Source organism: uncultured Friedmanniella sp. (genome assembly GCF_964244285.1).
GTDB lineage: Bacteria > Actinomycetota > Actinomycetes > Propionibacteriales > Propionibacteriaceae > Microlunatus.
Genome location: NZ_CAXTHT010000002.1, coordinates 1 through 23,420, shown reverse-complemented (window position 1 = coordinate 23,420; position 23,420 = coordinate 1). Strand labels below are relative to the sequence as shown.

The window sequence follows — 23,420 nt, the reverse complement described above, 5'->3', positions numbered from 1 at the left end:
TGTGTCTTCGCTCTTGGAACAGGCGTGTCCGCGCAGGGCAAGAGGGACTTGAACCCACAACCTTCGGTTTTGGAGACCGATGCTCTGCCAATTGAGCTATTGCCCTTCGGTGGCTTCGACCCCGCTGTCCGACGCCGGTCAGGGCGTGCAGACGCGCTGGTGTTGGGCCACCAAGTCCTCGAGTGTACTGACTAGCCGCGCCTCAGTCGAACCGGAGCGAGCCTACGCGGCCCGCCCGGAGCGCCCCCGGCTCACGCCGAGCGCCGCTGCTCGACCGCAGCCAGCAGGACGCAGGTGACGAGGCCGTCGATCGCAGCGGCGACGTCATCGGGGCTGGGCATCGTCGGCGCGATCCGGATGTTGCGGTCGCGCGGGTCGCGCCCGTACGGGAAGGCGGCCCCCGCGCCGGTCATGGCGATGCCGGCCTGCTTGGCCAGCGCCACCACCCGGCTCGCGGTCCCGTCGGCGACGTCGAGGCTGATGAAGTAGCCCCCGTCGGGGTCGGTCCACTCGGCGACCTCGTGCTCGCCGAGCCGCTCGGTCAAGATCTTGGCCACCAGCTCGAATTTCGGCGCGATGATCCCCGCGTGGGCCCGCATCAGCTCGCGGACGCCGTCCGGGTTCTGCAGCAGCATCGCGTGCCGCAGGTGGTTGACCTTGTCGGGGCCGATGGTGCGCTTGCTCGTGGCCTGGGCGTACCACGCGACGTTGGCCGGGGACGAGGCGAAGAAGGACACCCCGGCACCGGCGAAGGTGATCTTGGACGTCGAGGCGATGACGAAGACCCGGTCCGGATGGCCGGCCTCGGCGGCCAGACCCAGCACGTCCAGGGCCGGCGTCTCGACCTCGGTCAGGTGGTGCACCGCGTAGGCGTTGTCCCAGAAGATCCGGAAGTCCGGCGCCGCGGTCTCCATCGACACCAGGGCGCGCGTCACCTCCTCGCCGTAGACGGCGCCGGTGGGGTTGGCGTACGTCGGGACGACCCAGATGCCCTTGACCGCGGGGTCGGCCACCAGCTCGCGGACGGCGTCGAGGTCGGGCCCCTCAGCGCTGAGCGGCACCGGGAGCATCTCGATCCCGTACTGCTCGCAGATGGCGAAGTGCCGGTCGTAGCCGGGGACCGGGCAGAGGAACTTCACCGGGCCACGCGACCACGGCTCGGGTGAGCCGACGGTACCGAGCAGCAGGGAGAAGACGACGAGGTCGTGCATCACCGCGAGGCTGGCGTTGTCGCCGGCGAGCAGCTGCTCGACGGGCACGTTGAGCAGCGGGGCGAAGATCTCCCGCAGCTCCAGCAGCCCGGTGGGGCCGCCGTAGTTGCGCACGTCGGTCCCGGCGGCGTCGCGGACGTGTCCCTCGCCGGGCAAGGAGAGCAGGGCGTTCGACAGGTCGAGCTGGGCCGCCGACGGCTTGCCGCGGGTCAGGTCCAGCTTGAGGCCCTTGGCGCTCAGCGCCTCGTAGGCGGCGGTCAGCTCGGCGTGCAGGGTCTCGAGCGCACTCGGACTCAGCTCGGACAACGACATGGCACTCCACACTTTCCTGACGGGCTCCTGGACCGCCGGACACTCTAGCGATGTCGGCCTACAGTCGGCTCATGCCGAACTCGAACATCGCCGTCTGGGTGGCCGACCGCGCGACCGCGGACCCGCACCTGCCCGCCATCAAGCAGGGCGAGACGATCCTGAGCTACACCGCCCTCGACGGGGCCTCGTCCCGGTTCGCGACGGTGCTGGCCGAGCGTGGCGTCGGCGCGGGCCACCGGGTGGCGCTGATCATGCCGAACGTCGCCTACTTCCCCGTGGCCTACTACGCCATCCTGCGGGTCGGGGCGATCGTGGTGCCGATGAACCCGCTTCTCAAGGCCGGGGAGATCGCCTTCGCCTGGCAGGACTCGGGCGCGAAGGTGGCGGTGGTGTTCCCGCTGTTCGCCGACGAGGCAACCAAGGCTGCGGCCACCACCGGCACCGAGGTCATCGTGACCGTGCCGGGTGAGTTCGAGTCGCTGCTGGCCGCGGCCGCACCCACGCCGCAGGTCGCGCTGGTCGAGCCGGAGGACACCGCAGTGATCCTCTACACCTCGGGGACGACCGGCCAGCCGAAGGGCGCCGAGCTCAGCCACGCCAACCTGCGGACCAACGTCTTGTCGACGGTGGAGACGCTGATGCCCAACGGTCCGGGCGACGTCCTCTTCGGCGGGCTGCCGCTCTTCCACTCCTTCGGCCAGACCTGCGGGCTGAACGCCGCGATGGCCGGCGGGGCGTGCCTGACCCTGCTGCCGAAGTTCGACAGCGAGCAGGCGCTGCAGCTCATCGTCGAGGACCGGGTGACCATCTTCCTCGGCGTGCCCACCATGTACATGGGCTTGCTCGCGGTGAGGGACGTGTCTCGGTTCGACACCAGCACGGTCAAGGTCGGGGCGTCCGGCGGCGCCTCGCTGCCCGTCGAGGTGCTCCACGGCGTGGAGCGGACGTTCGGCTTCGGGCTGCTCGAGGGCTACGGCCTGTCGGAGACCTCGCCGGTCGCCTCGTTCAACCACCCGGACCGACCGACCAAGCCGGGATCGGTGGGCACCCCGATCCGCGGCGTCGAGTTCGCGCTGCTGGACGTCGATGGGCAGGAGGTCGGCGAGGGCGAGATCGGGGAGATCGTGATCCGCGGGGAGAACGTGATGAAGGGCTACTGGAAACGACCGGAGGAAACCGCGGAGGCGATGCGCGGCGGCTGGTTCCACACCGGCGACCTGGCCACCCGCGACGCCGACGGCTACTACTTCATCGTCGACCGGGTGAAGGACATGATCATCCGGAACGGCTTCAACGTGTACCCGCGGGAGGTCGAGGAGGTCCTCTACACCCACCCGGCCGTGGCCGAGGCCGCCGTGCTGGGCATCCCGGACGCGGTGCACGGGGAGGAGGTCGCTGCCCTGGTCACCCTCAAGGAGGGCGCCAGCGCCTCCGAGGAGGAGCTCCGGAACTACGTGGCCGAGCAGATCGCCGCGTACAAGTACCCCCGCGTCGTCCGCTTCGGCACCCTGCCCAAGGGCCCGACCGGCAAGATCCTCAAGCGCGAGATCACGATCGAGCCCTGACCCGCCCATCGCCCGTTCCCTGAGCCCCGTGCTCCCGGTCGGTTCGGTTCCACGCCTGGGCACCCCCTGTCCGGTCACTTCACACCCCTAGGGTCCACGTTGCGCCCTCTACAGCGGGCGCACGGCGGGCCTAGCGGGTGTGAAGTGACCGTGCAGGCTCCGCCGCGGGAGCCGAACCCGGGCTGGCGGGGGGCTGGGCTGGCGGGGGGCTGGGCTGGCGGGGGGCTGGGCTGGCGGGGGGCTGGGCTCAGTCGGCGGTGCGGAGGCCGGTGACGGCGGAGTGGGCGGCGAGCTTGACCCGGCCGCCGTCGATGCTGGCCTCACCCACGGTGACGACGGGCTCGACCGGTCCGCCCAAGTCGATCTCGCTCGGGGTGTCGCTGAAGTTGGCCGCGATCACCACCTCGCCGCGCTCGATCAGCAGCCAGCCCTCGGTGTCACTGGCGGTGGCGTGGCCGTGGTCGAAGCGGGGGTCGGTCAGGTCCGGCAGGCTCCGGCGGACCTTCAGCAGCTCCGCGTTCAGGGCGAGCAGCTCAGCGTGCCGACCCGAACCGGGCTCGGACCAGTCCAGCTTCGAGCGGGTGAACGTCTCCGGGTCCTGAGGGTTGGGCACGTCGCTGGTGTCCCACGCCATCTGCGCGAACTCCTCGATCCGCCCCTTGGCCACGGCCTCGCCGAGCTCGGGCTCGGGGTGGGAGGTGAAGAACTGCCAGGGCGTGCTCGCGCCCCATTCCTCCCCCATGAAGATCATCGGCGTGAACGGGCTGAGCAGGGTGATCATGGCGGCGATCGCCTGCTGGTCGTGGTCGATCTTGCTCGAGAGCCGCTCCCCGGTGGCCCGGTTGCCGATCTGGTCGTGGTTGTCGGAGCAGACCACCAACCGCCAGGTGGGCGTCCGCAGGGTGTCGATCGGGTGCCCGTGTGAGCGGTGCCGGAAGCTCGACTTCGTGCCGTCGTGGAAAAAGCCGTTCTCGAACACCTTGCCGAGCGCGTTCAGGGACTCGAAGTCGGCGTAGTAGCCGCTGGTGTCACCGGTCAGGCTGACGTAGAGCGCGTGGTGGAAGTCGTCGCTCCACTGCGCCGTCAGCCCGTAGCCACCGCCCTCGCGGGCGGTGATCAGGCGCGGGTCGTTCAGGTCGGACTCGGCGATCAGTGGCAGCGGCCGGCCGACGAACGCGCTGAGCGCGGACACCTCGACCGCCATCTCCTCCAGGATGTGCATGGCGCGGCTGTCGACCAGGGCGTGCACGGCGTCCAGCCGGAGCCCGTCGACGTGGAAGTCGCGCAGCCACATCAAGACGTTGTCGATGATGTAGCGGCGGACCTCGTCGGAGTCCTCACCGTCGAGGTTCGGCGACTCCCCCCAGCTGTTCACCCCGGCCGCGTTCAGGTAGGGCCCGAAGAGCGGGAGATAGTTCCCGCTCGGTCCCATGTGGTTGTAGACGACGTCCTGGATGACCGCGAGCCCGCGCTGATGGCACGCGTCGACGAAGCGCTGGTAGCCCTCGGGCCCGCCGTAGGCCTCGTGGACGGTGTACCAGGCGACACCGTCGTAGCCCCAGTTGTGCACGCCGTTGAAGCCGTTGACCGGCATCAGCTCGACGAAGTCGATACCCAGCTCGACCAGGTGGTCCAGCTTGGTGATGGCGGCCGCGAGGGTGCCCTCGGGGGTGAAGGTCCCGACGTGGAGCTCATAGATCACCCCGCCCGCGAGCTGACGGCCGGTCCAGCGCTCGTCGGTCCACGCGAAGGCGTTGGCGTCGTAGGTCCGGGACCAGCCGTGCACGCCATCGGGCTGGCGCTGGGAACGCGGGTCCGGCAGCACCTGGTCGGCGCCGTCGAGGCGGAAGCCGTAGTCGAACTCTCCCACCCCGTCGGCGGGCACCGGGGCGCTCGGCCGCCACCAACCCTCCTCGTCGCCGACCATCGGCACCCGGGTCTCCGTCGTGCCCCCCGCCGGCCGGACGGTGAGCTCGACCGACGCCGGGATCGGCGCCCAGACGCGGAAGTCGAAGCCCGTCTTATCCGAGCTGGTCACGGTGTTGCTTCTGGTCACAGGGCACATCCCACGAGAACTGGTTCGCACACCAAGGTGATGCCGAAGGTCTGCTGAACGCCGGCGCGGACACGCCGGGCGAGGTCGAGGAGGTCCGCGGCGCGGGCCTCTCCGGTGTTGGTGAGGGCGAGGACGTGCTTGGTCGAGATCCGGGCGGCGCCGTCGCCGAAGCCCCGGCCGAAGCCGGCGTGCTCGATCAGCCAGGCCGCGCTGGTCTTGACCCGGCCGTCCGGCTGGGCGAACCGGGGTGCGTCGGCCGGCAGGGCCGCCGCGTCGGCCGGGTCGAGCAGCGGGTTGGTGAAGAACGAGCCCGCGCTCCAGGTGTCGGGGTCGGCGTCGTCCACCACCATCCCCTTGCCTCGACGGAGCCCGAGCACCGCCGCGGCGACCTCGCGGGCCGGCGCCCGGGCACCCAGCTCCACCCCGAGGGCTCGCGCGAGCTCGGGGTAGCGGATCGGGGCCGAGAGCGAGCCGAGGCGCAGCTGGAAGGTCACGGAGAGGACCAGGTACCGTCCGGGCTCGTCCTTGAAACGCGAGGACCGGTAGCCGAACCGGCACTCGACCGCGAAGAAGGTCCGGATGGCCCCGGTCGTGCGGTCCAGGGTCCGGACGGTGCTGATCAGCTGCCCGACCTCGGTGCCGTACGCGCCCACGTTCTGGATCGGGGTGCCGCCGACGAGTCCGGGGATGCCGGCCAGGGTCTCCAGGCCGACGTACTCGTGCTCGAGCGCGTGGTCGACCAGCCGCTCCCACGGTTCGCCCGCGGCCACCTCCAGGACGGCTCCCGAGCAGGAGGCCACGTCCTCGCTGATGCCCCGCGTCGCCACCCGGACCACGGTCCCGGCGAAGCCGCCGTCACCGACCAGCACGTTCGACCCCCCGCCCAGCACCAGCACCGGCTCGCCCGCGGCGTCGAGCTCTCGGACGCACTGGACCAGCTCGGCCTCGGTGCTGGGCGCCACGACGCGGCGAGCCGGTCCCCCGACCCGAAGCGTGGTCATCGCGGCCAGCGTCGCGGCGGGCGCCGTCTGCACCTCAGCCACCGAGGTCCACCTCGACGCGGGCCGCACCGAGGACCTTCTCCCCGGCGCAGACCACCTCCAGGCTCACGGTGACCAGGTCTCCCTGGACCGCGGAGACGGTGCCGGTGATCTGCACCTCGGCGCCGACGCCGTCGTCGGGGACCACGACGGGCTTGGTGAACCGGCAGGAGTACGAACGCACCCGGCCCGGATCTCCGGCCCAGCCGGTGACCACGCGGAGCGCGGTGCCCATGGTGAGCAGGCCGTGCGCGACCACGCCCGGCAGGCCGACCTGGGCGGCGAAGTGCTCGGAGTGGTGGATCGGGTTGAAGTCCCCCGAGGCCCCGGCGTAGCGGACCAGGTCGGTCCGGCTCAGCCGGACGGTGAGGGGCGGCAGCCGGGTGCCGACGGTGACGTCGCCGGCGGAAACTCCAGGGGCGGTTACCTCGGGGGCGCTCACGCGGCCGCCTCGTGGCTGTGGAAGAAGGTGGCGGTGGCGGTGCAGACGGTCTCCCCGTCGGCGGCGTCCACCTCCACGGTCGCGGTGACGATGTCCGCCGGGCCACGGCTGCGGACCTTGTCGATGACCAGGCTCGCCCGTACCCGGTCCCCCGCCCGCAGCGGCCGGGTGAAGCTGAAGCGCTGGTCGCCGTGGACGATCCGGCGCAGCGCCAGGCCGAGCTCGGGGTCGTCGAACATGACCTGCCAGGCCGTGGCGGCGATGACCGCGGCGAAAGTCGGCGGCGCCACCGCGACGAGCCCAGCGGACTCGGCGTCGGTGTCAGCGGCGGGTTCGCCCAGCGCGACGGCGAACTCCGCGATCTTGGCCGCGGTGACCTCGTACTCGGGCGTCGGAGGATAGCGGCGGCCGGCGTGTGCCTCGGACATGGCCCCCTGGGAGATCGGCATGGCGCAACGCTAACGGAGTCCGGTGACAGCGAGCGCCTGCTCGTAGCGCCGCAGGACGAGCGGGGACGCCAGGTCGCCGAGCGGCGGGGCGAGTGTCCAGCCCCGCTCGGCGGTCAGCCGGGCAATCGGGTCGAGCAGCAGGCCCGGGGACAGGAACAGGGGGACGACGGCCACCGGTTCGCTGCTGCCGGAAAGCACGTCGGCGGCGCGGGGGGCGGTGGTACCGAAAGCCGCGCGCACCCGGCCCGGGCGGGTCGCGGCCAGCCGGGCGGCCAGGTCGTGCACGGCATCGTTGGCGTCAGGGTTGGACGAGCCGACCGCGAAGAGCAGGACCGACGTCTGGTCGGCGATGCCGGCGCCGGACATGCTCGACCGGACCAGGTCCTCGACCTCGGGACCGGTGCCGAGGATGTCGCTGACCAGCAGCTCGAGGCCGGTCTCGGCTGCGGCTCGAGCGACCGCCTCGGGCACGTCGACGGTCGCGTGGAACGCGACGGTGAACAACAGCGGGATCACCACCGCCCGGCGGTGCCCCGCCGTGACCAGGAGGTGCGCGGCGGCGGACAGGTCAGGCTCGGCGAGGTCGAGGAACGCCGGACGGGCGTCGAGGTGACCGCTGGCGCCGGTCACGACCATCAGCTGCTCGATGGCGCGGCTGCCCTGGGCGTGCCGGCTGCCGTGCGCGAGACCGACCAGGGCAGGACGCTCCCGGGTCCCGGAAGCCGACGAGCCGCCCGCAGCAGCGGACGGCTCGGAGGCGGGCTGGTGACCCGGCACGGCGTTGATGCTCAGCGGGTCTCGCGGTGGGGGGTGTGGGTGTGGCAGCGCGGGCAGAACTTCTTCAGCTCGAGCCGGTCGGGGTCGTTGCGCCGGTTCTTCTTGGTGATGTAGTTCCGCTCCTTGCACTCGGTGCAGGCAAGCGTGATCTTCGGCCGGACGTCGGAGCTCTTGGCCATCGTCGTACTCGTTTCTCTGGGGTGTTCGAACCAACTGGGTGATGCTCGAACCCAAGTACGCCCTCGCGGGCGAGTAGCGGGAGCGGGACTCGAACCCGCGACACAGCGATTATGAGCCGCTTGCTCTACCACCTGAGCTATCCCGCTCCGTCTCCACGCCCCGGACGACCAGAGGTGGATCCGAGCCCCCATGCGGATTCGAACCGCAGACCTTCTCCTTACCATGGAGATGCTCTACCTACTGAGCTATAGGGGCCGACCGGTACCCAACCCGTGGGGGCGGGACCGACGCACAAAGATACACGTCCGCCAGAGGCGGAAGCGAATCCCCGTGCGTGGCAGGTGTTGGGTTCGAACCAACGTAGGCGATGCCGGCAGATTTACAGTCTGCTCCCTTTGGCCACTCGGGCAACCTGCCGTGCAGCCGGTCCGGGGACCGACAGCGAGGAGCAACGATAGCAAGGACGGCTGCGGTGGGCGAACCGGTAGCCGGAGTGGCCGCACCGGCGTCCGCCGGGCGAGAATGGCCCCAGCCAACCGACCGGTCGACCCGGCCGCATGGACGGCAGCGATCCCAAACGGCAGCGCCCGTCAACGTGTCGAGACAGAAGGAGCAGCAGGTGGCAGCGGAGAGCTCGATGGACGTGGTCAGCAAGATCGACCGGCAGGAGGTCGACAACGCGCTCAACCAGGCGGCCAAGGAGGTGCGCCAACGGTTCGACTTCAAGAACACCGACGCCTCGATCGTCTGGTCCGGGGAGTCGATCGAGATCGAAGCCAACTCCGAGGAGCGCGCCAAGGCCGTCCTCGACGTGTTCCAGTCCAAGCTGGTCAAGCGCGGCGTGAGCCTCAAGGCCCTCGACGCCGGTGAGCCACGGGCCTCCGGTAAGCTGTTCAAGATCACCGCCACCACCCCCGAGGGAATCACCCAGGAGAACGCCAAGAAGGTCTCCAAGCTGATCCGCGACGAGGGTCCCAAGGGCGTCAAGGCCCAGATCCAGGGCGACGAGCTGCGGGTCAGCAGCAAGAGCCGGGACGACCTGCAGACCGTGCAGACCCTGATCAAGGCTCAGGACTACGACTTCGCCGTGCAGTTCACGAACTACCGCTGAGCCGTGGCCGACCACGAGGCGCGGGCCCGCGAGCTGCTGGCGCCGCACATCAGCGCCTACTACGGCGCGACCGCCGGCTCCGGCGGCGGATCGGCCGAGGGCATCGCCGCGTGGTCGGCGGTCCGGTTCCGGCCCCGCGCCCTGGTGGACCTGAGCAGCATCGACACCGCCACCACCGTCTTGGGCACGCCGGTGTCGATGCCGGTGCTGGTGGCACCGATGGCTCAGCAGCTGGGTGCGCACCCCGAGGGCGAAGCGGCGATGGGTCGCGCCACGGCCACGGCCGGCACCCTGCTCGGCGTCTCCACGAACACCGCCGTGCCGTTCGCAGACATCGCCGCCGCCGGCGCCCCGTGGTGGTTCCAGGTCTACGTGACCCGCGACCACCACCTCACGGAGCTGATGGTGCAGCGGGCCGTCGAGGCCGGGGCGCGGGCCCTGATGCTGACCGTCGACATGCTGGCTCTGCTGCCACCCGACGTGAACCCGCGGGCCTGGCCGGAGAGCCCCGCGCGGGCCCGGATGAGCAACCTGACCGCGGCCGAGCTGGCCGCCGCCGACCCGCACGCGGTGGAGATGGACCCCTCGATCGGCTTCGACACGGTCGCCTGGCTGCGGCAGCTGAGCGGCCTCCCCGTGCTGGTCAAGGGCATCCTGCGCGGCGACGACGCCCTCCGCGCCGTGGACGCCGGTGCCGCGGGGGTGGTGGTCTCGACCCACGGTGGCCGCCGGCTGGGTCCGTCGGTGACGGCCGCGGCGGCTCTGCCCGAGGTGGTGGCGGCGATCGGGGACGGCGCCGAGGTGTACGCCGACAGCGGGATCCGCTCGGCCGAGCACGTCGCGGCGGCCCTGGCCCTGGGCGCGCGAGCTGTCTTCATCGGTCGACCGGCCCTGTGGGCGCTGGCCGCCGAGGGTGAGAACGGCGTCCGGGACGTGCTGACGGGCCTGGCCGCCGAGCTGCAGCAGGTGATGACGCAGCTCGGGGCCCCGCGGATCGCCGACCTCACCTCCGACCTCGTAGCGACCACCCCCCGGGCCGCGTCGTGACCGGCTGCCCCGTCCGCAAGCTCGAGCCGGGAGGACGGGCCACCGGACCTGCCCTCGAGCACGTCAGCGACGCGGACGGCGAGCGCTGGGTGGTGCGCTCCTTCGCCGCCGCCCGTCAGGTGCTCCGCGACCCCGAGGCCACCGCTCAGGCCGGTTTCGGGGCCGAGCGGGGAGCCGGCGACAGCGGTGGCCGCCGCCGGGGCGCCACCCCGTCGATGCGGCCCCCGATCCTCTACCTCGAAGGCCCCGCGCACCGCAGCCAGCGCTCCGCCGCGGCCCGGTTCTTCGCCCCGAAGGTCGTCGAGGGCTACCGGCCGATGATGGAGTCGGTCAGCCGGGAGCTCGTCGGGCGGCTGCGTCCCGACCGGGCTCTCGACGTCCGCGAGCTCGCGATGGAGCTGGCGGTGCAGGTGGTCGCCCGGGTGGTCGGCCTGACCGACTCCTCCACTTCCGGGATGAGCCGCCGGCTGGACACCTTCTTCGCCGGTGACCTGCTGGAGAAGGCGCACGGTCCGGCCGCCCTGCTGCGCAAGCTCCGCTCCGGCACGGCGCTGGCCCGCTTCTACTACCTGGACGTGAAGCCAGCGATCCGGTCGCGTCGGCGGCGGCCGCAGGAGGACGTGATCAGCCAGCTGCTGGCCGACGGGTTCAGCGACCCGGAGGTCCTCACCGAGTGCCTCACCTACGGCGCGGCCGGCATGGCCACGACCCGTGAGCTGATCTGCATGGCCGCCTGGCACCTGCTCGACGACCCGGACCTGCTCGCCCGCTACCGCACGGGCGACGCGGAGGACCGAGCCGCACTGCTGAACGAGACGCTACGGGTGGAACCCGTCGTCGGCCACCTCTACCGCCGGCTGCGGCAGCCCCTGCTGCTCGACCTGGACGGGGCCACGCACGAGCTGACCCGCGGGACCCTGGTCGACCTCGACCTCCGGGCCGTCAACGCCGACGCGACCACCGTGGGCGGGGACCCGTACGGGCTGTGCCCGGGACGCGAGCTGCCGCGGACGGTGCCGGCCGCGGTGATGGGCTTCGGCGACGGCCACCACCGCTGCCCGGGCGGCCCGATCGCCATCCTGGAGACGGAGATCTTCCTCAGCACCCTGTTCGACCGGGGCGTGGTGTGCGACGGCCCGCCGCGCGTCCGCTGGAACCCGGTGTCCCAGGGCTACGACCTGGACCAGCTGTGGCTCCGCGCGGCGGCCTGACTCTCAACGGCCGGGCTCAGCCCCGGAAGAAGCGGTCCCAGGTCGGGCTGGTCGCGATGCTGCGGAGCTCGGCGGCGGTCAGCGGCAGGCCCGGGCGGGTCACCGGTCCGCTACCGTCGCCGTAGTTGCTCTGGGTGAGCCACACCTGGCCCCCGTCCGGCCGGTCGTAGAAGGCCGAGCCGTCGTCCCCGGCTTTGTCCGGGTCGCGGCCGCCGCCGACGAGCCACAGCGTGCCGCCGCCCGGGACCGGGCGCTTGGTGCACGGGTCGTTCGTGGCGCAGACATCTCCGTAGCGGCCGCGGCTGACGCCGGCGATGAGGTTGCTGGTCCCCTTGGCGTCCCGCAGGGTGAGGTACGCGTCGAGCTCCCGCCCGTCCGCGGAGGTGGGATCGTCGGAGACCGAGCGGGTGACGGTGAACGAGGACGGCAGCAGATCCGCGATGGCCACCTCCACCTGCGCGGGCGTACCGCTCAGCCGTCCGGTGGTCGTCGGCGAGGCCGGCGGGCTCGGGGACGCCGTCACGCTCGGGGACCCGGTCGAGACTGGTGACGGTGTCGCGACGACCGGGCTGGCGACGGGGCCTGGCTGCGGGCTGCCGAGCCGGGTGGGGACGACGCCGGTGGCCACGACCGTCACGACGACGGCCGCGGCCACCACCGCGCCGAGGGCGGCGCCGGCCCGCCGTCGGGTGCGTCGCCGCCGGCCCCGGACGACAGCGCCCTGGACCAGCGCGTCGACGTCGCTGTCCTGCGTGCCGAGGCCGTCGCCACCCGCCCGGAGCTGGTCGATGATGCTGCTCTCGTCCATGGTCAGCTCCTCCGAGCCAGGTCGTGGGTCGCACTGGCAGCCACCAGAGGTGAGTCGCGCAGCTGGTGCAAGGCGCGCGAGGCGTTGACCCGCACCCAGCTCTCGGTCCGGCGCATCAGCCGAGCCACCTCGGTGACCGAGCGGTCGTCGACGTAACGGGCCACGACGACGCAGCGCTGCTTCGGTGAGAGCGCCTGCAGCGCGGCGACGAGATCGAGGTGACCCTCGACGTCGGCAGGGCCGCCGGCCCGCTCGGGCAGCTCCGCGGTGGGCAGCTCACCGGAGCTGCGGCGGCGCCGACCCGAGACGAACAGGCGGAACAGCGTGGTGTGCGCGTAGCCGACGGGGTTGTCGTCGAGGTCGATCCGGCGCCAGTGGAGGAACAGCCGGACCAGCGTCTCCTGGACCAGGTCCTCCGCCCGGTGCCGGTCGCCGCACAGCAGGGTGGCTCGGCGGAGCAGCGCCGGGCTGTGCTCGCGCGCCCAGTCGCTGAACTCCTCGTCGTCGCTCATGCTGCTCACCTCCTCGACGTCGGCTGCTCCCGGTCCCGGTGCTCAGTCGAGCCGGTGCACGGCCTGCTTGCTGACGCCCTCCATCGTCTGCCACGACGGGCCCCAGTGCCCGTAGACCTCGACGAAGCCGACGTTCACCCCTTCCCGGATGACCGCCACCCCGCCGTGGGCGTACTTCGCGTTCCCGCGGTAGAAGACCGCCCAGGAGGCGTTCCCCGCGCCGACCCCGTCGACGTGGACCGGACCGTAGTGGAAGTCGGTCGTGGGCTTGCGGCAGGCCTTGATCCCCTGGCTGACCAGGGTGGCCTCCCACTTCTTCGCCACGGCTTCGGTCGGCGCCTGGGCGAGGTGCTCGCTCAGCTGCTCGCCTGGGTGCCCCCGGCGGGTCCACACGCTGGTGACCGGCTTCGGCGAGCCGGAGAGGACGTCGGTCCACCGGTTGCCCTCGCCGAGGCAGGAGGAGAAGTCGCCGTCACGACCGAGGACCACCTTGGCCGTGTCCAAGGGCACCTGGAGGGACTGGAGGTCCTCGCTCTGCAGCAGCTGGCTCGAACCGGTGGCCACGTAGGTGTCGCCGGGGTCGGCCTGCGCCGGCGAGGGTCCGGCACCCAGGAGAGCCGAGGCGAGAGTGGTCACCCCGGCCGCGGCGACGGCCACTCCCGCCCGGCCCAGGGCGTGGCGACCGCGTCGGGAGGAGGAGGTCGGGGTGGGGCTGGAGGTGGAAGTCATCGGTACTCCTTGGTCGGGGAGGGCTAGCGTCGCTGCGGTCCAGCGTGGTGGTTGCCTCCACCCCTCATACGCGCCGGGAAACCGGTTCCGTTACAGCCGTCGCCGCCCCTACGGTAACGACGTGACCAGCCGCATCAGCCACACCAGCGTCGACGCCCGGAACGCCTACGCCCAGTCGGTCTGGTGGGGCCAGGTCCTCGGCTGGTCGGAGGACCCCGAGGACCCGAACGAGCCCGGCCACGAGGAGTGCCTGCTCTTCGCACCCGAGGGCCGGAGCCGACTGCTCTTCATCCAGCAGGGGGGCGACCCCCCGCACCCCCCGGGAAAGACCACGATCGAGGTGCCCGAGCCGAAGTCGACCAAGAACCGGCTGCACCTGGATCTCCGTCCGGTCGAGGGCACCCGCGACGACGAGGTGGCGCGGCTGCTGGCCCTCGGCGCCACCCAGGTCGGCGACCACCGGCGCCCCGACGGCGGCGGCTGGGCCACCCTGGCCGATCCCGAGGGCACTGTGTTCTGCGTGCTCCGCGGCGACGCCGAGGCCCCCGACCCCCACGCGCACCTGGTCACGCCTCTACGCTGACGGCGTGCTGCCGCAACCGCGTTCCGTCGTCCCCGGCACCGGGTCGTTCCGACTCACCCCGGAGCTGGCCGTCGACGCACCGCCCGGCTGGGCCGCCATCCTCCGCCGGCTGCTCGGCCCGGGCACAGGGCTCGACCTGCCGGCCGCCGCGGACGGTCGGCTACGGCTGGTCGCCGACGCGGCTCTGGCGCCCGAGGCGTACACCCTGACCGTCAGCGAGGACGGCATCGTGATCACCGCAGCCGACCACGCCGGCGTCAACTGGGCGACCCAGACCCTGCGGCAGCTGCTGCCACCCAGCGTGCTGCGGCCGGCACCGTCAGGCGACCCGCTGGTGCTCGACGCGGTCGAGATCACCGACGCCCCGGCGTACGCCTGGCGCGGGATGCACCTCGACGTCGCCCGGCACTTCATGCCGCTGGCCCAGGTGTTCCGGGTGGTCGACCTGGTCGCGCTGCACAAGCACAACGTGCTGCACCTGCACCTGACCGACGACCAGGGCTGGCGCTTCGAGTCGCTCCGGTACCCCCGGCTGCAGGAGGTCGCGAGCTGGCGGACCGAGACCCGGCGGCCCTACGACACCGAGGGCGACGGCACCCCGCACGGCGGCTTCTACACCCAGGCGCAGCTGCGCTCCCTGGTCCGCTACGCCGCCGACCGCGGGGTGACGGTGGTCCCCGAGCTGGAGTTCCCCGGGCACGTCAGCGGCGTGCTGGCGGCCTACCCGGAGCTGGGCAACGCGCCCGGCCGGGCGCACGCCACCGCGACCACCTTCGGGGTGTTTCCCGAGGTGCTCAACCTGAACGACGCCGCCATGCAGGTGGTCCTCGACCTGTACGAGGAGCTGCTCGACATCTTTCCCAGCCGCTACGTCCACGTCGGCGGGGACGAGTGCCCGCGCGACGAGTGGCTGGCCAGCCCGGCCGCGGCTCAGCTGGCCCGGCAGCGTGGCCTCGCCGGGCCGGTCGAGCTGCAGCGCTGGTTCACCGAGCAGCTGCGTGGCTGGCTCACCGAGCGCGGGCGGGTTCTCGTCGGCTGGGACGAGATCAGCGACGAGGGTCCCGTCCCCGGCTCGGTGGTGATGGCCTGGCGGGACGCCCGATACGGCCGGGAGGCGGTCGCCGCGGGCTTGCCGGTGGTGATGGCCCCGATGAGCCACCTCTACTTCGACTGGTACTCCAGCACCGACGAGGCCGAGCCCTACGCCATCGGCGGGCTGAGCACGGTGGAGCACATCTACTCCTACGACCCGCTGGAGGGCATCCCGGCGGCCGGGCACCCACTGGTGCTGGGGACGCAGTGCCAGCTCTGGACCGAGTACGTCCCGGACAGCCGGCGCGCGGAGTACCTGCTCTTCCCGCGCGCCTGCGCCCACGCCGAGGTGGCCTGGTCGGATCCGGCGGGGCGGTCGTGGGCAGAGTTCGAGCCGCGGCTGGCCGAGCACCTGGGACGCCTGGACGCGCTGGGCATCGACTACCGCCCGCTGGCCGGGCCGCAGCCCTGGCAGCAGGGCGGGACGGGCCCTCTCCGCCGGCCCGACGCCCACCGCTAGGCCCCTGGTCGGGGCGTCGCCCTGAAAAACTCACTCCAGTCGCCGCACCGCTGGCCCCGCCAGGCGGGGGAACGGTTCGAGCGCGAGCACTGGACTGAGTTTCTCAGGGCATCCCACGCCACAGCTGCTGCTCTCGTTCGACGAAGCTGTCGGTGAGCCCTGCCGCCTCGTTCTCCCGGGCCCACGCGAGGGTCTCGGCGGCGCTGTCGGTGGCGGAGCGGAAGAGCAGACCGGCAGCCAGGGCCGCCGAGGAGTCGATGGCGTCCTGCGGGATCTGGTCCTCGGGGTACCAGAGCGGACGTTCCTCCTGCTCCCAGTCGGCCAGCGCCGTCTCCAGGTATCTCTCGTCGGCGACCGGGACGAGCTCGACGTCGTCCGGTCGGGCGCCGGCGGCGGCCAGGCAGGCGTCCACCACCTGGCGCAGGGTGTCGCCCCGCCCCGGGCCGACCGTGTTGAAGGTCCCGCCGCGGCCGGTGGCCAGCATCTGCACCACCCAGCCGGCGATGTCGCGGGCGTCGGAGTACTGCACCGCCCGGTCCGGGTCGCCCGGCAGCAGCACCGTGCGTGGCAGGGTGCCGGCCGCCGCGCCGGCCAACCGGACGGGCCACCAGGTGAAGCGCTGCGACGGGTCGCGCGGGCCGACCATGATCCCCACCCGCGGGAAGAGCGCCGGACCGGCAAAATGCTCGGTGACGGCGGCCTCGCCGGCCAGCTTGGCCAGCGACCGCTCCTGCAGCACGTCGGTGTCCGGCTCCACCCCCGCCCGGCGGACCGGCCCCGACTCGTCGGGCACCCGCGGCCCGGACGGCGCGTAGACGCTCATCCCGGACACGTAGGCGTAGCCGCCCACCGAGCCCGACAGCAGCCGTGCCGTGGCTTCGACGGCGGGCGCATCCGGTCGGGTGTCGGTGTAGGTGTCGACCACCCCGTCCCACTCGCGGCCCCCCTGCACCGATGAGCGCAAAGCGGACAGGTCGCCCGTCCGGTCGCCGACCAGGACCTCGACGCCCTCGACGGGGGGCTTCCCCGAGCGGCTCAGGACAGTCACATCGTGGCCCGCGGCCAAGCCTTGGGTCACCGTGTGGTGACCGAGGAAACCACCGCCGCCGAGCACCAGGAGCCGCATGCTGCGGAGCCTAGCCGGAGCGTCCGAGCTCGCTGATCCCGTGCCGCAGCGTCGACGCGCTGCTCGCCGCGGCGGTGTGCTGGGGCTCCCAGGCCAGCGCGTCGAAAGGGCACTCCTCGACGCAGATGCCGCAGTACATGCACAGGCTCCAGTCGATCTCGAACCGGTCCAGCACGTTCTGGGTGCGGACCCGGGCTCCGGCCGGCAGGCCGGCGACCGGCTCGGTGTGGGAGTCGAGGGTGATGCACCAGCTCGGGCACTCCCGGGCGCAGACCATGCAGGAGGTGCAGGCCTGCTCGACCAGCACGATCGAGCCGTGCCCCGTCACGGCCGCCTCCTCCTGCGACCCCTCTATCGCGGCCGCCTCCGGCGACTCCTTCGTCACGGCCGCCTCCGGCGACTCCTTCGTCACGGCCGCCTCCGGCGAACACGTCCCCCGACCGCCGACTCCGCCACCTCGACCGGCGTGGCCGGCGAACCGCCCTCGCGGTCCCCCCAGACCGCTGGATCCGGCACCCCGGGTGGCACCATCCGCCGGCGACTCGGCGAGGCCTCGCTCTCCCCTGGCTCCTTGGCCCCCGGCCAGGGTCCGCTGCTGCGCGCGGCGAGCACCTCGTCCTTGCGCATCGGGGTGCCCTCCAGCTCGGCCAGCAGCAACCGGCGTGGGTCGCCTCCGACGAACTCGATGCCGAACATCTCCGCCGCCTCGCGCTCGTGCCAGGCGGCACCGGCGTACAGGTCGCGGAGCGTCTCCAGCCGCGGGGCGTCGCGGGGCAGGTCCGTGCTGAGCACACAGGTCTGGTCCGGCTCGTCGAGCCGACGGAGCACCAGCACCACCCGGAACACGTCGTCCCGACCGATCTCGTCCACCGCCGCCAGCCACTCGAAGAAGTCGTACCCCTCCTCCCGGGCGGCGCTGACCCGGTGACGCCAGGCGGCTGGGGCGACGACCTCGGGGGTCACGCGGGCACCCGCAGACCGTCGAGGACAGCCTGCAGGGCCGCCGGCGGGGGTGGGCAGCCGGGCACGTAGACCTCGACGGGCAGGAGGGCGTCGACGCCCTTGGTCACCGCGTAGGAGTCCCAGTACGGGCCGCCGGACGAGGCGCAGGCGCCCAGGGAGACGACCACCGGTACCCGGCCCGAGCGGACGGCGCAGGCGTCGACCAGGGCGAGCACGGTCGGGGCGAGCCGGTCGGTGACGGTCCCCGAGACCACCACGACGACCCGCGCGTCGACGGGCAGCTCGTCCACCAGGTCGGCCTGAGCGGCGAAAGACGCCGCCTCCAACTCGATCGCGCAGCAGGCCAGGGCGATCTCCAGCACGTGCAGCGAGCCGTCGCCGTACCAGTCCAGCCACCGCATGGGAACAACCTAGTGCGCCCCCGTGGTTCTCAGCCGATGGATGATCCGTGGTCGGGGTTAGGTCCGCCTTATCATGGGTCGCTGGGAAGAAGGGCGAGCCGGCATCCGGACGGGGTGCCCGTACCGAACCCTCCCCGGCCGTCGCACCGGTGAGCGGTAGCGGCGGCACTCAAGCGAAAGGCTCGTAGCTGTGAAGCAGGTCCACACTCTCGATCGCGTCGTCATCCGGTTCGCCGGGGACTCCGGGGACGGGATGCAGCTGACCGGCGACCGGTTCACCGCCGACTCCGCCGTCTTCGGCAACGACATCTCGACCCTGCCGAACTTTCCGGCCGAGATCCGCGCACCCGCCGGCACCCTGCCGGGCGTCTCCAGCTTCCAGCTGCATTTCGCGAACTACGACATCATGACCCCCGGCGACCGGCCGGACGTCCTGGTGGCGATGAACCCGGCCGCGCTCAAGGCCAACATCGCCGACCTGCCCCGCGGCGGCGTGATCATCGCCGACACCGCGGACTTCACCAAGCGCAACCTGGCCAAGGTCGGCTACGCGACCGACCCGCTCGAGGACGGGTCGCTGACCGACTACCAGCTGCACGCGCTGGACCTCACCGGCATGACCGTTGCGGCGGTGAAGGAGTTCGGCCTCAGCCGCAAGGACGCGTCCCGGGCCAAGAACATGTTCGCGCTCGGCCTGCTGTCCTGGCTCTACCACCGCCCCACCGAGGGCACGCTCACCTTCCTCAGCCGCAAGTTCGCCTCCAAGCCGGCCATCCGCGACGCCAACGTGGCCGCCTTCAAGACCGGCTACGCCTTCGGTGAGACCACCGAGGTCTTCGCCGTCCGCTTCGAGGTGGCGCCGGCCCCGATGCCCGCGGGCCGCTACCGCCAGATCAACGGCAACCTGGCCATGGCGTACGGGCTGGTCGCCGCTGCCCGCAAGGCCGACCTGCCCCTGTTCCTCGGCGCCTACCCGATCACGCCGGCCTCGGACGTGCTGCACGAGCTGAGCAAGCACAAGCGCTTCGGGGTCACCACCTTCCAGGCCGAGGACGAGATCGCCGGTGTCGGCGCTGCCCTGGGCGCGAGCTTCGCCGGCCACCTCGGGGTGACCACCAGCTCGGGGCCGGGCATCGCGCTCAAGGCCGAGACCATCGGCCTCGCGGTGATGACCGAGCTGCCGTTGGTCATCGTCGACGTGCAGCGCGCCGGCCCCAGCACGGGGATGCCGACCAAGACCGAGCAGTCGGACCTGCTGCAGGTGATGTTCGGTCGCAACGGCGAGGCCCCGGTACCGGTGCTGGCCGCCCAGTCGCCGTCGGACTGCTTCGACACCGCGATCGAGGGCGTCCGGATCGCCGTCAAGTACCGGACCCCGGTGATCCTGCTCTCCGACGGCTACATCGCCAACGGTGCCGAGCCCTGGCACGTACCCGACATCGCAGCCATCCCGCCGATCGAGCCCGGCTTCGCCACCGAGGCCAACGGCGTGGACGCCAAGGGCCAGCCCGTTTTCCTGCCCTACCGGCGCAACCCGGAGACCCTGGCCCGGCCGTGGGCCAAGCCCGGCACCGCGGGCCTGCAGCACCGGATCGGGGGGATCGAGAAGGCGCGCGACACCGGTGCGGTCTCCTACGACCCGGCCAACCACGACGAGATGGTGCGGACCCGCCAGGCGAAGATCGACGGCATCGTCCGCGACATCCCCAGCCTGGCCGTGGACGACCCGTCCGGGAGCGCCCGGGTGCTGGTGCTGGGGTGGGGCTCGACGTACGGCCCCATCACCGCGGCCGTCCGCCGCGTCCGGTCCGCTGGCCGGTCGGTCGCACAGACCCACCTGCGACACCTCAACCCGTTCCCGGCCAACCTCGGTGAGGTGCTGCGCGGCTACGACCGGGTCATCGTCCCCGAGATGAACCTCGGCCAGCTGGCGATGCTGCTGCGGGCCAAGTACCTCGTCGACGTGCACAGCTACAGCCGCGTCCGCGGACTGCCCATCTCCCTCAGCGAGCTCGCCCGCGACCTCGAGTCCGAGATCGACGCGCTCGCCACCCGCACGCCCGAAGGAGTCCTCGCGTGACCGCCCTCGACACCCCCGCCATCGGTACCACCAAGCGCTCCGGCATCGCCGGCGTGCCGCTCGCCCTCGAGCCGCTGACCCGCAAGGACTTCACCTCCGACCAGGAGGTCCGCTGGTGCCCTGGCTGCGGCGACTACGCCGTGCTGGCCGCGTTCCAGGGCTTCATGCCCGAGCTCGGCATCCGCAAGGAGAACACCGTCATCGTCTCGGGCATCGGCTGCTCGTCGCGGTTCCCGTACTACGTCGACTCCTACGGCATGCACTCGATCCACGGCCGCGCCACCGCGATCGCCACCGGGGTGGCGACCGCTCGTGAGGACGCGGCGGTCTTCGTGATCACCGGGGACGGCGACGCCCTGTCCATCGGCGGCAACCACCTGATCCACATCCTGCGGCGCAACGTCAACGTCACCATCCTGCTGTTCAACAACCGCATCTACGGCCTGACCAAGGGCCAGTACTCCCCCACGTCAGAGCTCGGCAAGATCACCAAGTCCACCCCGCTCGGCTCGCTGGACAACCCGTTCAACCCGGTCTCGCTGGCCCTGGGCGCCGAGGCGACCTTCGTGGCCCGGACCATCGACTCCGACCGCAAGCACCTGACCGGCGTGCTCCGCGCGGCGGCGGCGCACCGCGGGACCTCCTTCGTCGAGATCTACCAGAACTGCCCGATCTTCAACGACAACGCCTTCGACGCCATCAAGGACCCGAGCACCTCGGCCGACGCCATCATCCCGCTGACCCACGGCGAGCCGATCCGCTTCGGGGCCGAGCCCGAGCCGGGGGCCGGCGGTCACCTCGGGGTGGTTCGCGACCCACGGACCGGGGAGTTCAGCGTCGCTGAGGTCGCCGAGGTCGGCGCGGACGCCCTGGCCGTGCACGACGCCCACCTCGCCGACCCGTCGTACGCGTTCGGGCTGTCGCGGCTGACCGACGCCGGGGTCCTGCACCGGGCGCCGATCGGCATCTTCCGTGAGGTCGAGGCGCCGGCGTACGACGACCTGGCCCGCGAGCAGGTCGAGCTGGCCAAGGCGCAGGGGGGCGACGACGACGCGCTTCAGGCGCTGGTCAACGGTGGGGACACCTGGACGGTCGGCTGACCCGGCGTCTTCACGATCCGGTCACACTCCGTGTTGTCGGCCGGCTCGTGACGGCTCGGTCTGGTTGGTGAGACCTGGCGATCTTCTACGACCGGGTTCCTGACGTTGCCGAACGGCTCCCAGGAACGCACGACCACCCGGTGCGTAACCTTTCCTACATCGATGTAGGAGAGGAACGCCATGGGTATCGCTGCTCGGCTCCGCCTGCTGCTGGCTGCGGGCATGTCCGTGCTCCTGCTGACCGCCTGCGGTGGGACGCCCGCCCCGACTCTCTCGACCCCGCCGGCTTTCTCTCCCGGGGCCGCAGCGCCGAGCCGGACGCCGGGTGAGTCCCCCGACCCGCTGCCCGAGAGCGGTGACGTCGAGGGGGTGCACGACCCGTCCCTCGTGAAGGCGTCCGACGGCAGTTACCGGCTGTACTCGACCGGGGACGATCTGGAGATCCGTACCTCTCCCGACCGGTCCACGTGGACCCGGGCCGGCTCGGTCTGGCCGGACGGAGCGCCGTGGACGGAGCCGTTCACCTCGCCCACCGACCGCGGTGCCCTCTGGGCGCCGGACATCTCGGTCCACGGCGGGACCTACTACCTCTACTACGCGGCCTCGTCCTTCGGCTCGAGGCATTCGGCGATCTTCCTGGCCACCAGCGCCACCGGGTTGGCCGGCAGCTGGACCAACCAGGGGATCGTGGTGCAGACCACGGAGTCCGACGACCACAACGCCATCGACCCCAACCTGTTCGTCGACGCGGACGGCAGCTGGTGGCTGGTCTTCGGCTCGTTCTGGTCGGGCATCAAGCTCGTGGCCCTCGACTCGACGACCGGCAAGCCCGAGACCGGCGCGAAGCTGACCGCGCTGGCCACCCGCCCACGCTCGGTCGACGGCGCGATCGAGGCGCCCTACCTGATCTCCCGTGATGGCTACTACTACCTGTTCACGGCCTTCGACCTCTGCTGCCGGGGGACCGCCAGCACGTACCGGACCATGGTGGGGCGCGCAACGAAGCTCAGCGGGCCTTATCTGGACCGCGACGGCGAGCGCCTGACCGACGGCGGCGGCACCGAGGTCGTAGCCTCCCACGGGCTGATCGCCGGTCCGGGACACCCAGCGGTGCTCCGGGACGGCGCTGACTGGGTGCTGATCTACCACTACTACGACGACGACCGGAACCCGGCCACTGGACGGCTCGCCACCAGCCTGCTCGACTGGCCGGACGGCTGGCCGGTGCTGCGCCCCTGACCAACAAGGCCGAGAGAGGTGGTCAACGTGGGCGGTGAGACGGCTGATGAGGTCCGGCTCCGGCGGCGGGGGACGTTCGCCCGGATCGCCGAGCAGTACGCCCTCTCCCGACCTACCTACCCGGACGCTCTCTTCGACCAGCTGAGCGTCTACGGTGGGCTCGTCCGTGGCGCCCGGGTGCTCGAGGCTGCGCCGGGCACCGGTCAAGCCACGGCCTCGATGGCCGAGCGGGGGTGGTGGATCACCGCAGTCGAGCTCTCGCCGGAGCTGGCCGCGGTGGCGCGTCGGCAGCTGGCTGACTACCCCGCGGTCGACGTCGTCGTCAGCGCCTTCGAGGACTGGACGCCGTCTGCCGGCGTCTACGACGCCTTCGTCTGCGCCACTGCTTACCACTGGCTGGACCCAGCCACCCGCTTGGCGAGGATCAGTGCGGCCCTGCGTCCACGGGGCACCGTCGCGGTGGTGTGGACACACCACGTCGCCGGCGGCACCCAGGACTTCTTCACCGACGTGCAGCAGCACTACCTCCGGTGGGATCCGTCGGCCCGAGCCGACGAACGGTTACCGCCGGAACACGACGTCGCGTCCGCCTCGGAGGAGCTCCTGGACTCGCCGCTGGTCACCGACGTCGAGTCCCACCGGTTCAGCCTCGACCCGACCTACTCGGCCGAGGAGTACGTGGCCCTGCTCTCCACCTATTCACCCACCTTGGCGCTGTCGCCTACGGCACGGGCCGGGTTGCTGTCAGGAGTCCGTCACCTCATCGCCTCCCGTTTCGAGGGGAGGGTCGCAAAGCGGTACCTGTTCGAGCTGGTCTTGGCGCGGACGCTTCCCTGACATCGGCCGACAGCACCGCGTTCGGGCGTGGACGTACTTCAAGGCCGGCCCCTGGTGGGGTCGGCCTTGAAGTGTGTGTGTCCGGCGAC

24 protein-coding genes and 4 tRNA genes are annotated in these 23,420 nt (G+C 71.8%); 10 read left to right on the top strand and 18 right to left on the bottom strand.

What is annotated here, in order from left to right; translation table 11 throughout:
• Positions 1-33 precede the first annotated feature (33 nt).
• Positions 34-106, bottom strand: a tRNA-Trp gene (locus tag ACFE7W_RS04355).
• Between the two features lie 145 nt (positions 107-251).
• A complete protein-coding gene (locus ACFE7W_RS04350; protein WP_375423568.1) occupies positions 252-1,523 on the bottom strand; it encodes an aminotransferase class I/II-fold pyridoxal phosphate-dependent enzyme in 1,272 nt (423 codons plus the stop codon).
• Between the two features lie 71 nt (positions 1,524-1,594).
• Between ACFE7W_RS04350 and ACFE7W_RS04345 the strand changes: the two genes are divergently transcribed.
• Positions 1,595-3,088 (top strand): long-chain fatty acid--CoA ligase, encoded by a 1,494-nt coding sequence (locus tag ACFE7W_RS04345; protein ID WP_375423567.1) that lies wholly within the window; start codon positions 1,595-1,597, stop codon positions 3,086-3,088.
• A gap of 247 nt (positions 3,089-3,335) precedes the next feature.
• Here ACFE7W_RS04345 and treZ read toward each other — a convergent pair whose 3' ends face one another.
• The 9 genes from treZ to ACFE7W_RS04300 form a co-directional block, all read right to left on the bottom strand.
• Complete coding sequence (gene treZ / locus ACFE7W_RS04340) at positions 3,336-5,126, bottom strand: malto-oligosyltrehalose trehalohydrolase (protein ID WP_375423566.1); 1,791 nt, start codon at positions 5,124-5,126, stop codon at positions 3,336-3,338.
• Positions 5,127-5,140: 14 nt separating this feature from the next.
• The gene (locus ACFE7W_RS04335; protein ID WP_375424203.1) at positions 5,141-6,145 is read right to left on the bottom strand and encodes a UDP-N-acetylmuramate dehydrogenase; all 1,005 of its coding nucleotides are present in this window, start codon (positions 6,143-6,145) and stop codon (positions 5,141-5,143) included.
• A 34-nt stretch (positions 6,146-6,179) separates the two neighbouring features.
• Entirely contained in the window at positions 6,180-6,626 is a 447-nt protein-coding gene (locus ACFE7W_RS04330; RefSeq protein ID WP_375423565.1) for a MaoC/PaaZ C-terminal domain-containing protein, read from the bottom strand.
• Positions 6,623-7,075 (bottom strand): MaoC family dehydratase N-terminal domain-containing protein, encoded by a 453-nt coding sequence (locus ACFE7W_RS04325; RefSeq protein WP_375423564.1) that lies wholly within the window; start codon positions 7,073-7,075, stop codon positions 6,623-6,625. The genes ACFE7W_RS04330 and ACFE7W_RS04325 overlap by 4 nt, the downstream gene beginning before the upstream one ends.
• A 9-nt stretch (positions 7,076-7,084) precedes the next feature.
• The gene (locus tag ACFE7W_RS04320; RefSeq protein WP_375423563.1) at positions 7,085-7,852 is read right to left on the bottom strand and encodes a sirohydrochlorin chelatase; all 768 of its coding nucleotides are present in this window, start codon (positions 7,850-7,852) and stop codon (positions 7,085-7,087) included.
• A gap of 11 nt (positions 7,853-7,863) precedes the next feature.
• The gene (gene rpmG / locus ACFE7W_RS04315; RefSeq protein ID WP_375423562.1) at positions 7,864-8,031 is read right to left on the bottom strand and encodes a 50S ribosomal protein L33; all 168 of its coding nucleotides are present in this window, start codon (positions 8,029-8,031) and stop codon (positions 7,864-7,866) included.
• Positions 8,032-8,105: 74 nt separating this feature from the next.
• Positions 8,106-8,178 (bottom strand) — tRNA-Met (locus ACFE7W_RS04310).
• 36 nt (positions 8,179-8,214) lie between these two features.
• Positions 8,215-8,287 (bottom strand) — tRNA-Thr (locus ACFE7W_RS04305).
• Between the two features lie 80 nt (positions 8,288-8,367).
• Positions 8,368-8,449: transfer RNA gene (locus ACFE7W_RS04300), tRNA-Tyr, on the bottom strand.
• Between the two features lie 202 nt (positions 8,450-8,651).
• Between ACFE7W_RS04300 and ACFE7W_RS04295 the strand changes: the two genes are divergently transcribed.
• From ACFE7W_RS04295 to ACFE7W_RS04285, 3 genes are read left to right on the top strand one after another with little or no spacing between them, the layout of a single operon-like run.
• On the top strand, positions 8,652-9,143 hold the full coding sequence (locus tag ACFE7W_RS04295) for a YajQ family cyclic di-GMP-binding protein (protein WP_375423561.1): 492 nt from the start codon (positions 8,652-8,654) through the stop codon (positions 9,141-9,143).
• 3 nt (positions 9,144-9,146) lie between these two features.
• Positions 9,147-10,190 (top strand): alpha-hydroxy acid oxidase, encoded by a 1,044-nt coding sequence (locus ACFE7W_RS04290; RefSeq protein WP_375423560.1) that lies wholly within the window; start codon positions 9,147-9,149, stop codon positions 10,188-10,190.
• Entirely contained in the window at positions 10,187-11,401 is a 1,215-nt protein-coding gene (locus ACFE7W_RS04285; protein ID WP_375423559.1) for a cytochrome P450, read from the top strand. Before ACFE7W_RS04290 ends, ACFE7W_RS04285 begins: the two co-directional genes overlap by 4 nt.
• 16 nt (positions 11,402-11,417) lie before the next feature.
• Here the strand turns inward: ACFE7W_RS04285 and ACFE7W_RS04280 are convergent, their stop codons facing one another.
• From ACFE7W_RS04280 to ACFE7W_RS04270, 3 genes are read right to left on the bottom strand one after another with little or no spacing between them, the layout of a single operon-like run.
• Positions 11,418-12,209, bottom strand: a complete 792-nt coding sequence (locus ACFE7W_RS04280) for a hypothetical protein (RefSeq protein ID WP_375423558.1) — start codon at positions 12,207-12,209, stop codon at positions 11,418-11,420.
• Positions 12,210-12,211: 2 nt separating this feature from the next.
• The gene (locus ACFE7W_RS04275) at positions 12,212-12,721 is read right to left on the bottom strand and encodes a sigma-70 family RNA polymerase sigma factor (RefSeq protein ID WP_375423557.1); all 510 of its coding nucleotides are present in this window, start codon (positions 12,719-12,721) and stop codon (positions 12,212-12,214) included.
• Between the two features lie 42 nt (positions 12,722-12,763).
• A complete protein-coding gene (locus tag ACFE7W_RS04270; protein ID WP_375423556.1) occupies positions 12,764-13,450 on the bottom strand; it encodes a hypothetical protein in 687 nt (228 codons plus the stop codon).
• Between the two features lie 121 nt (positions 13,451-13,571).
• Here ACFE7W_RS04270 and ACFE7W_RS04265 point away from each other — a divergent pair, with 121 nt between their 5' ends.
• A complete protein-coding gene (locus ACFE7W_RS04265; protein ID WP_375423555.1) occupies positions 13,572-14,033 on the top strand; it encodes a VOC family protein in 462 nt (153 codons plus the stop codon).
• A gap of 4 nt (positions 14,034-14,037) precedes the next feature.
• Positions 14,038-15,585, top strand: coding sequence for a beta-N-acetylhexosaminidase (locus ACFE7W_RS04260; RefSeq protein ID WP_375423554.1), 1,548 nt, complete (start codon positions 14,038-14,040; stop codon positions 15,583-15,585).
• A 103-nt stretch (positions 15,586-15,688) separates the two neighbouring features.
• Here the strand turns inward: ACFE7W_RS04260 and ACFE7W_RS04255 are convergent, their stop codons facing one another.
• The 4 genes from ACFE7W_RS04255 to ACFE7W_RS04240 form a co-directional block, all read right to left on the bottom strand.
• Positions 15,689-16,711, bottom strand: coding sequence for a hypothetical protein (locus tag ACFE7W_RS04255; protein WP_375423553.1), 1,023 nt, complete (start codon positions 16,709-16,711; stop codon positions 15,689-15,691).
• A gap of 10 nt (positions 16,712-16,721) precedes the next feature.
• Positions 16,722-17,039 carry a 4Fe-4S binding protein gene (locus tag ACFE7W_RS04250; protein WP_375424202.1) on the bottom strand — a complete coding sequence of 106 codons (318 nt, stop codon included), beginning with the start codon at positions 17,037-17,039 and terminating at the stop codon, positions 16,722-16,724.
• An 80-nt stretch (positions 17,040-17,119) separates the two neighbouring features.
• A complete protein-coding gene (locus ACFE7W_RS04245; protein ID WP_375423552.1) occupies positions 17,120-17,674 on the bottom strand; it encodes an NADH-quinone oxidoreductase subunit C in 555 nt (184 codons plus the stop codon).
• Positions 17,671-18,075: an NADH-quinone oxidoreductase subunit B gene (locus tag ACFE7W_RS04240; protein WP_375423551.1), complete on the bottom strand. Its 405-nt coding sequence runs from the start codon at positions 18,073-18,075 to the stop codon at positions 17,671-17,673. The genes ACFE7W_RS04245 and ACFE7W_RS04240 overlap by 4 nt, the downstream gene beginning before the upstream one ends.
• A 190-nt stretch (positions 18,076-18,265) precedes the next feature.
• Between ACFE7W_RS04240 and ACFE7W_RS04235 the strand changes: the two genes are divergently transcribed.
• The 4 genes from ACFE7W_RS04235 (at position 18,266) to ACFE7W_RS04220 (ending at position 23,331) form a co-directional block, all read left to right on the top strand.
• A complete protein-coding gene (locus ACFE7W_RS04235; protein WP_375423550.1) occupies positions 18,266-20,155 on the top strand; it encodes a 2-oxoacid:acceptor oxidoreductase subunit alpha in 1,890 nt (629 codons plus the stop codon).
• The gene (locus tag ACFE7W_RS04230) at positions 20,152-21,255 is read left to right on the top strand and encodes a 2-oxoacid:ferredoxin oxidoreductase subunit beta (RefSeq protein ID WP_375423549.1); all 1,104 of its coding nucleotides are present in this window, start codon (positions 20,152-20,154) and stop codon (positions 21,253-21,255) included. The genes ACFE7W_RS04235 and ACFE7W_RS04230 overlap by 4 nt, the downstream gene beginning before the upstream one ends.
• Positions 21,256-21,435: 180 nt before the next feature.
• Positions 21,436-22,494: an arabinan endo-1,5-alpha-L-arabinosidase gene (locus ACFE7W_RS04225; protein ID WP_375423548.1), complete on the top strand. Its 1,059-nt coding sequence runs from the start codon at positions 21,436-21,438 to the stop codon at positions 22,492-22,494.
• 27 nt (positions 22,495-22,521) lie between these two features.
• On the top strand, positions 22,522-23,331 hold the full coding sequence (locus ACFE7W_RS04220; RefSeq protein WP_375423547.1) for a class I SAM-dependent methyltransferase: 810 nt from the start codon (positions 22,522-22,524) through the stop codon (positions 23,329-23,331).
• Positions 23,332-23,420: the final 89 nt, after the last annotated feature.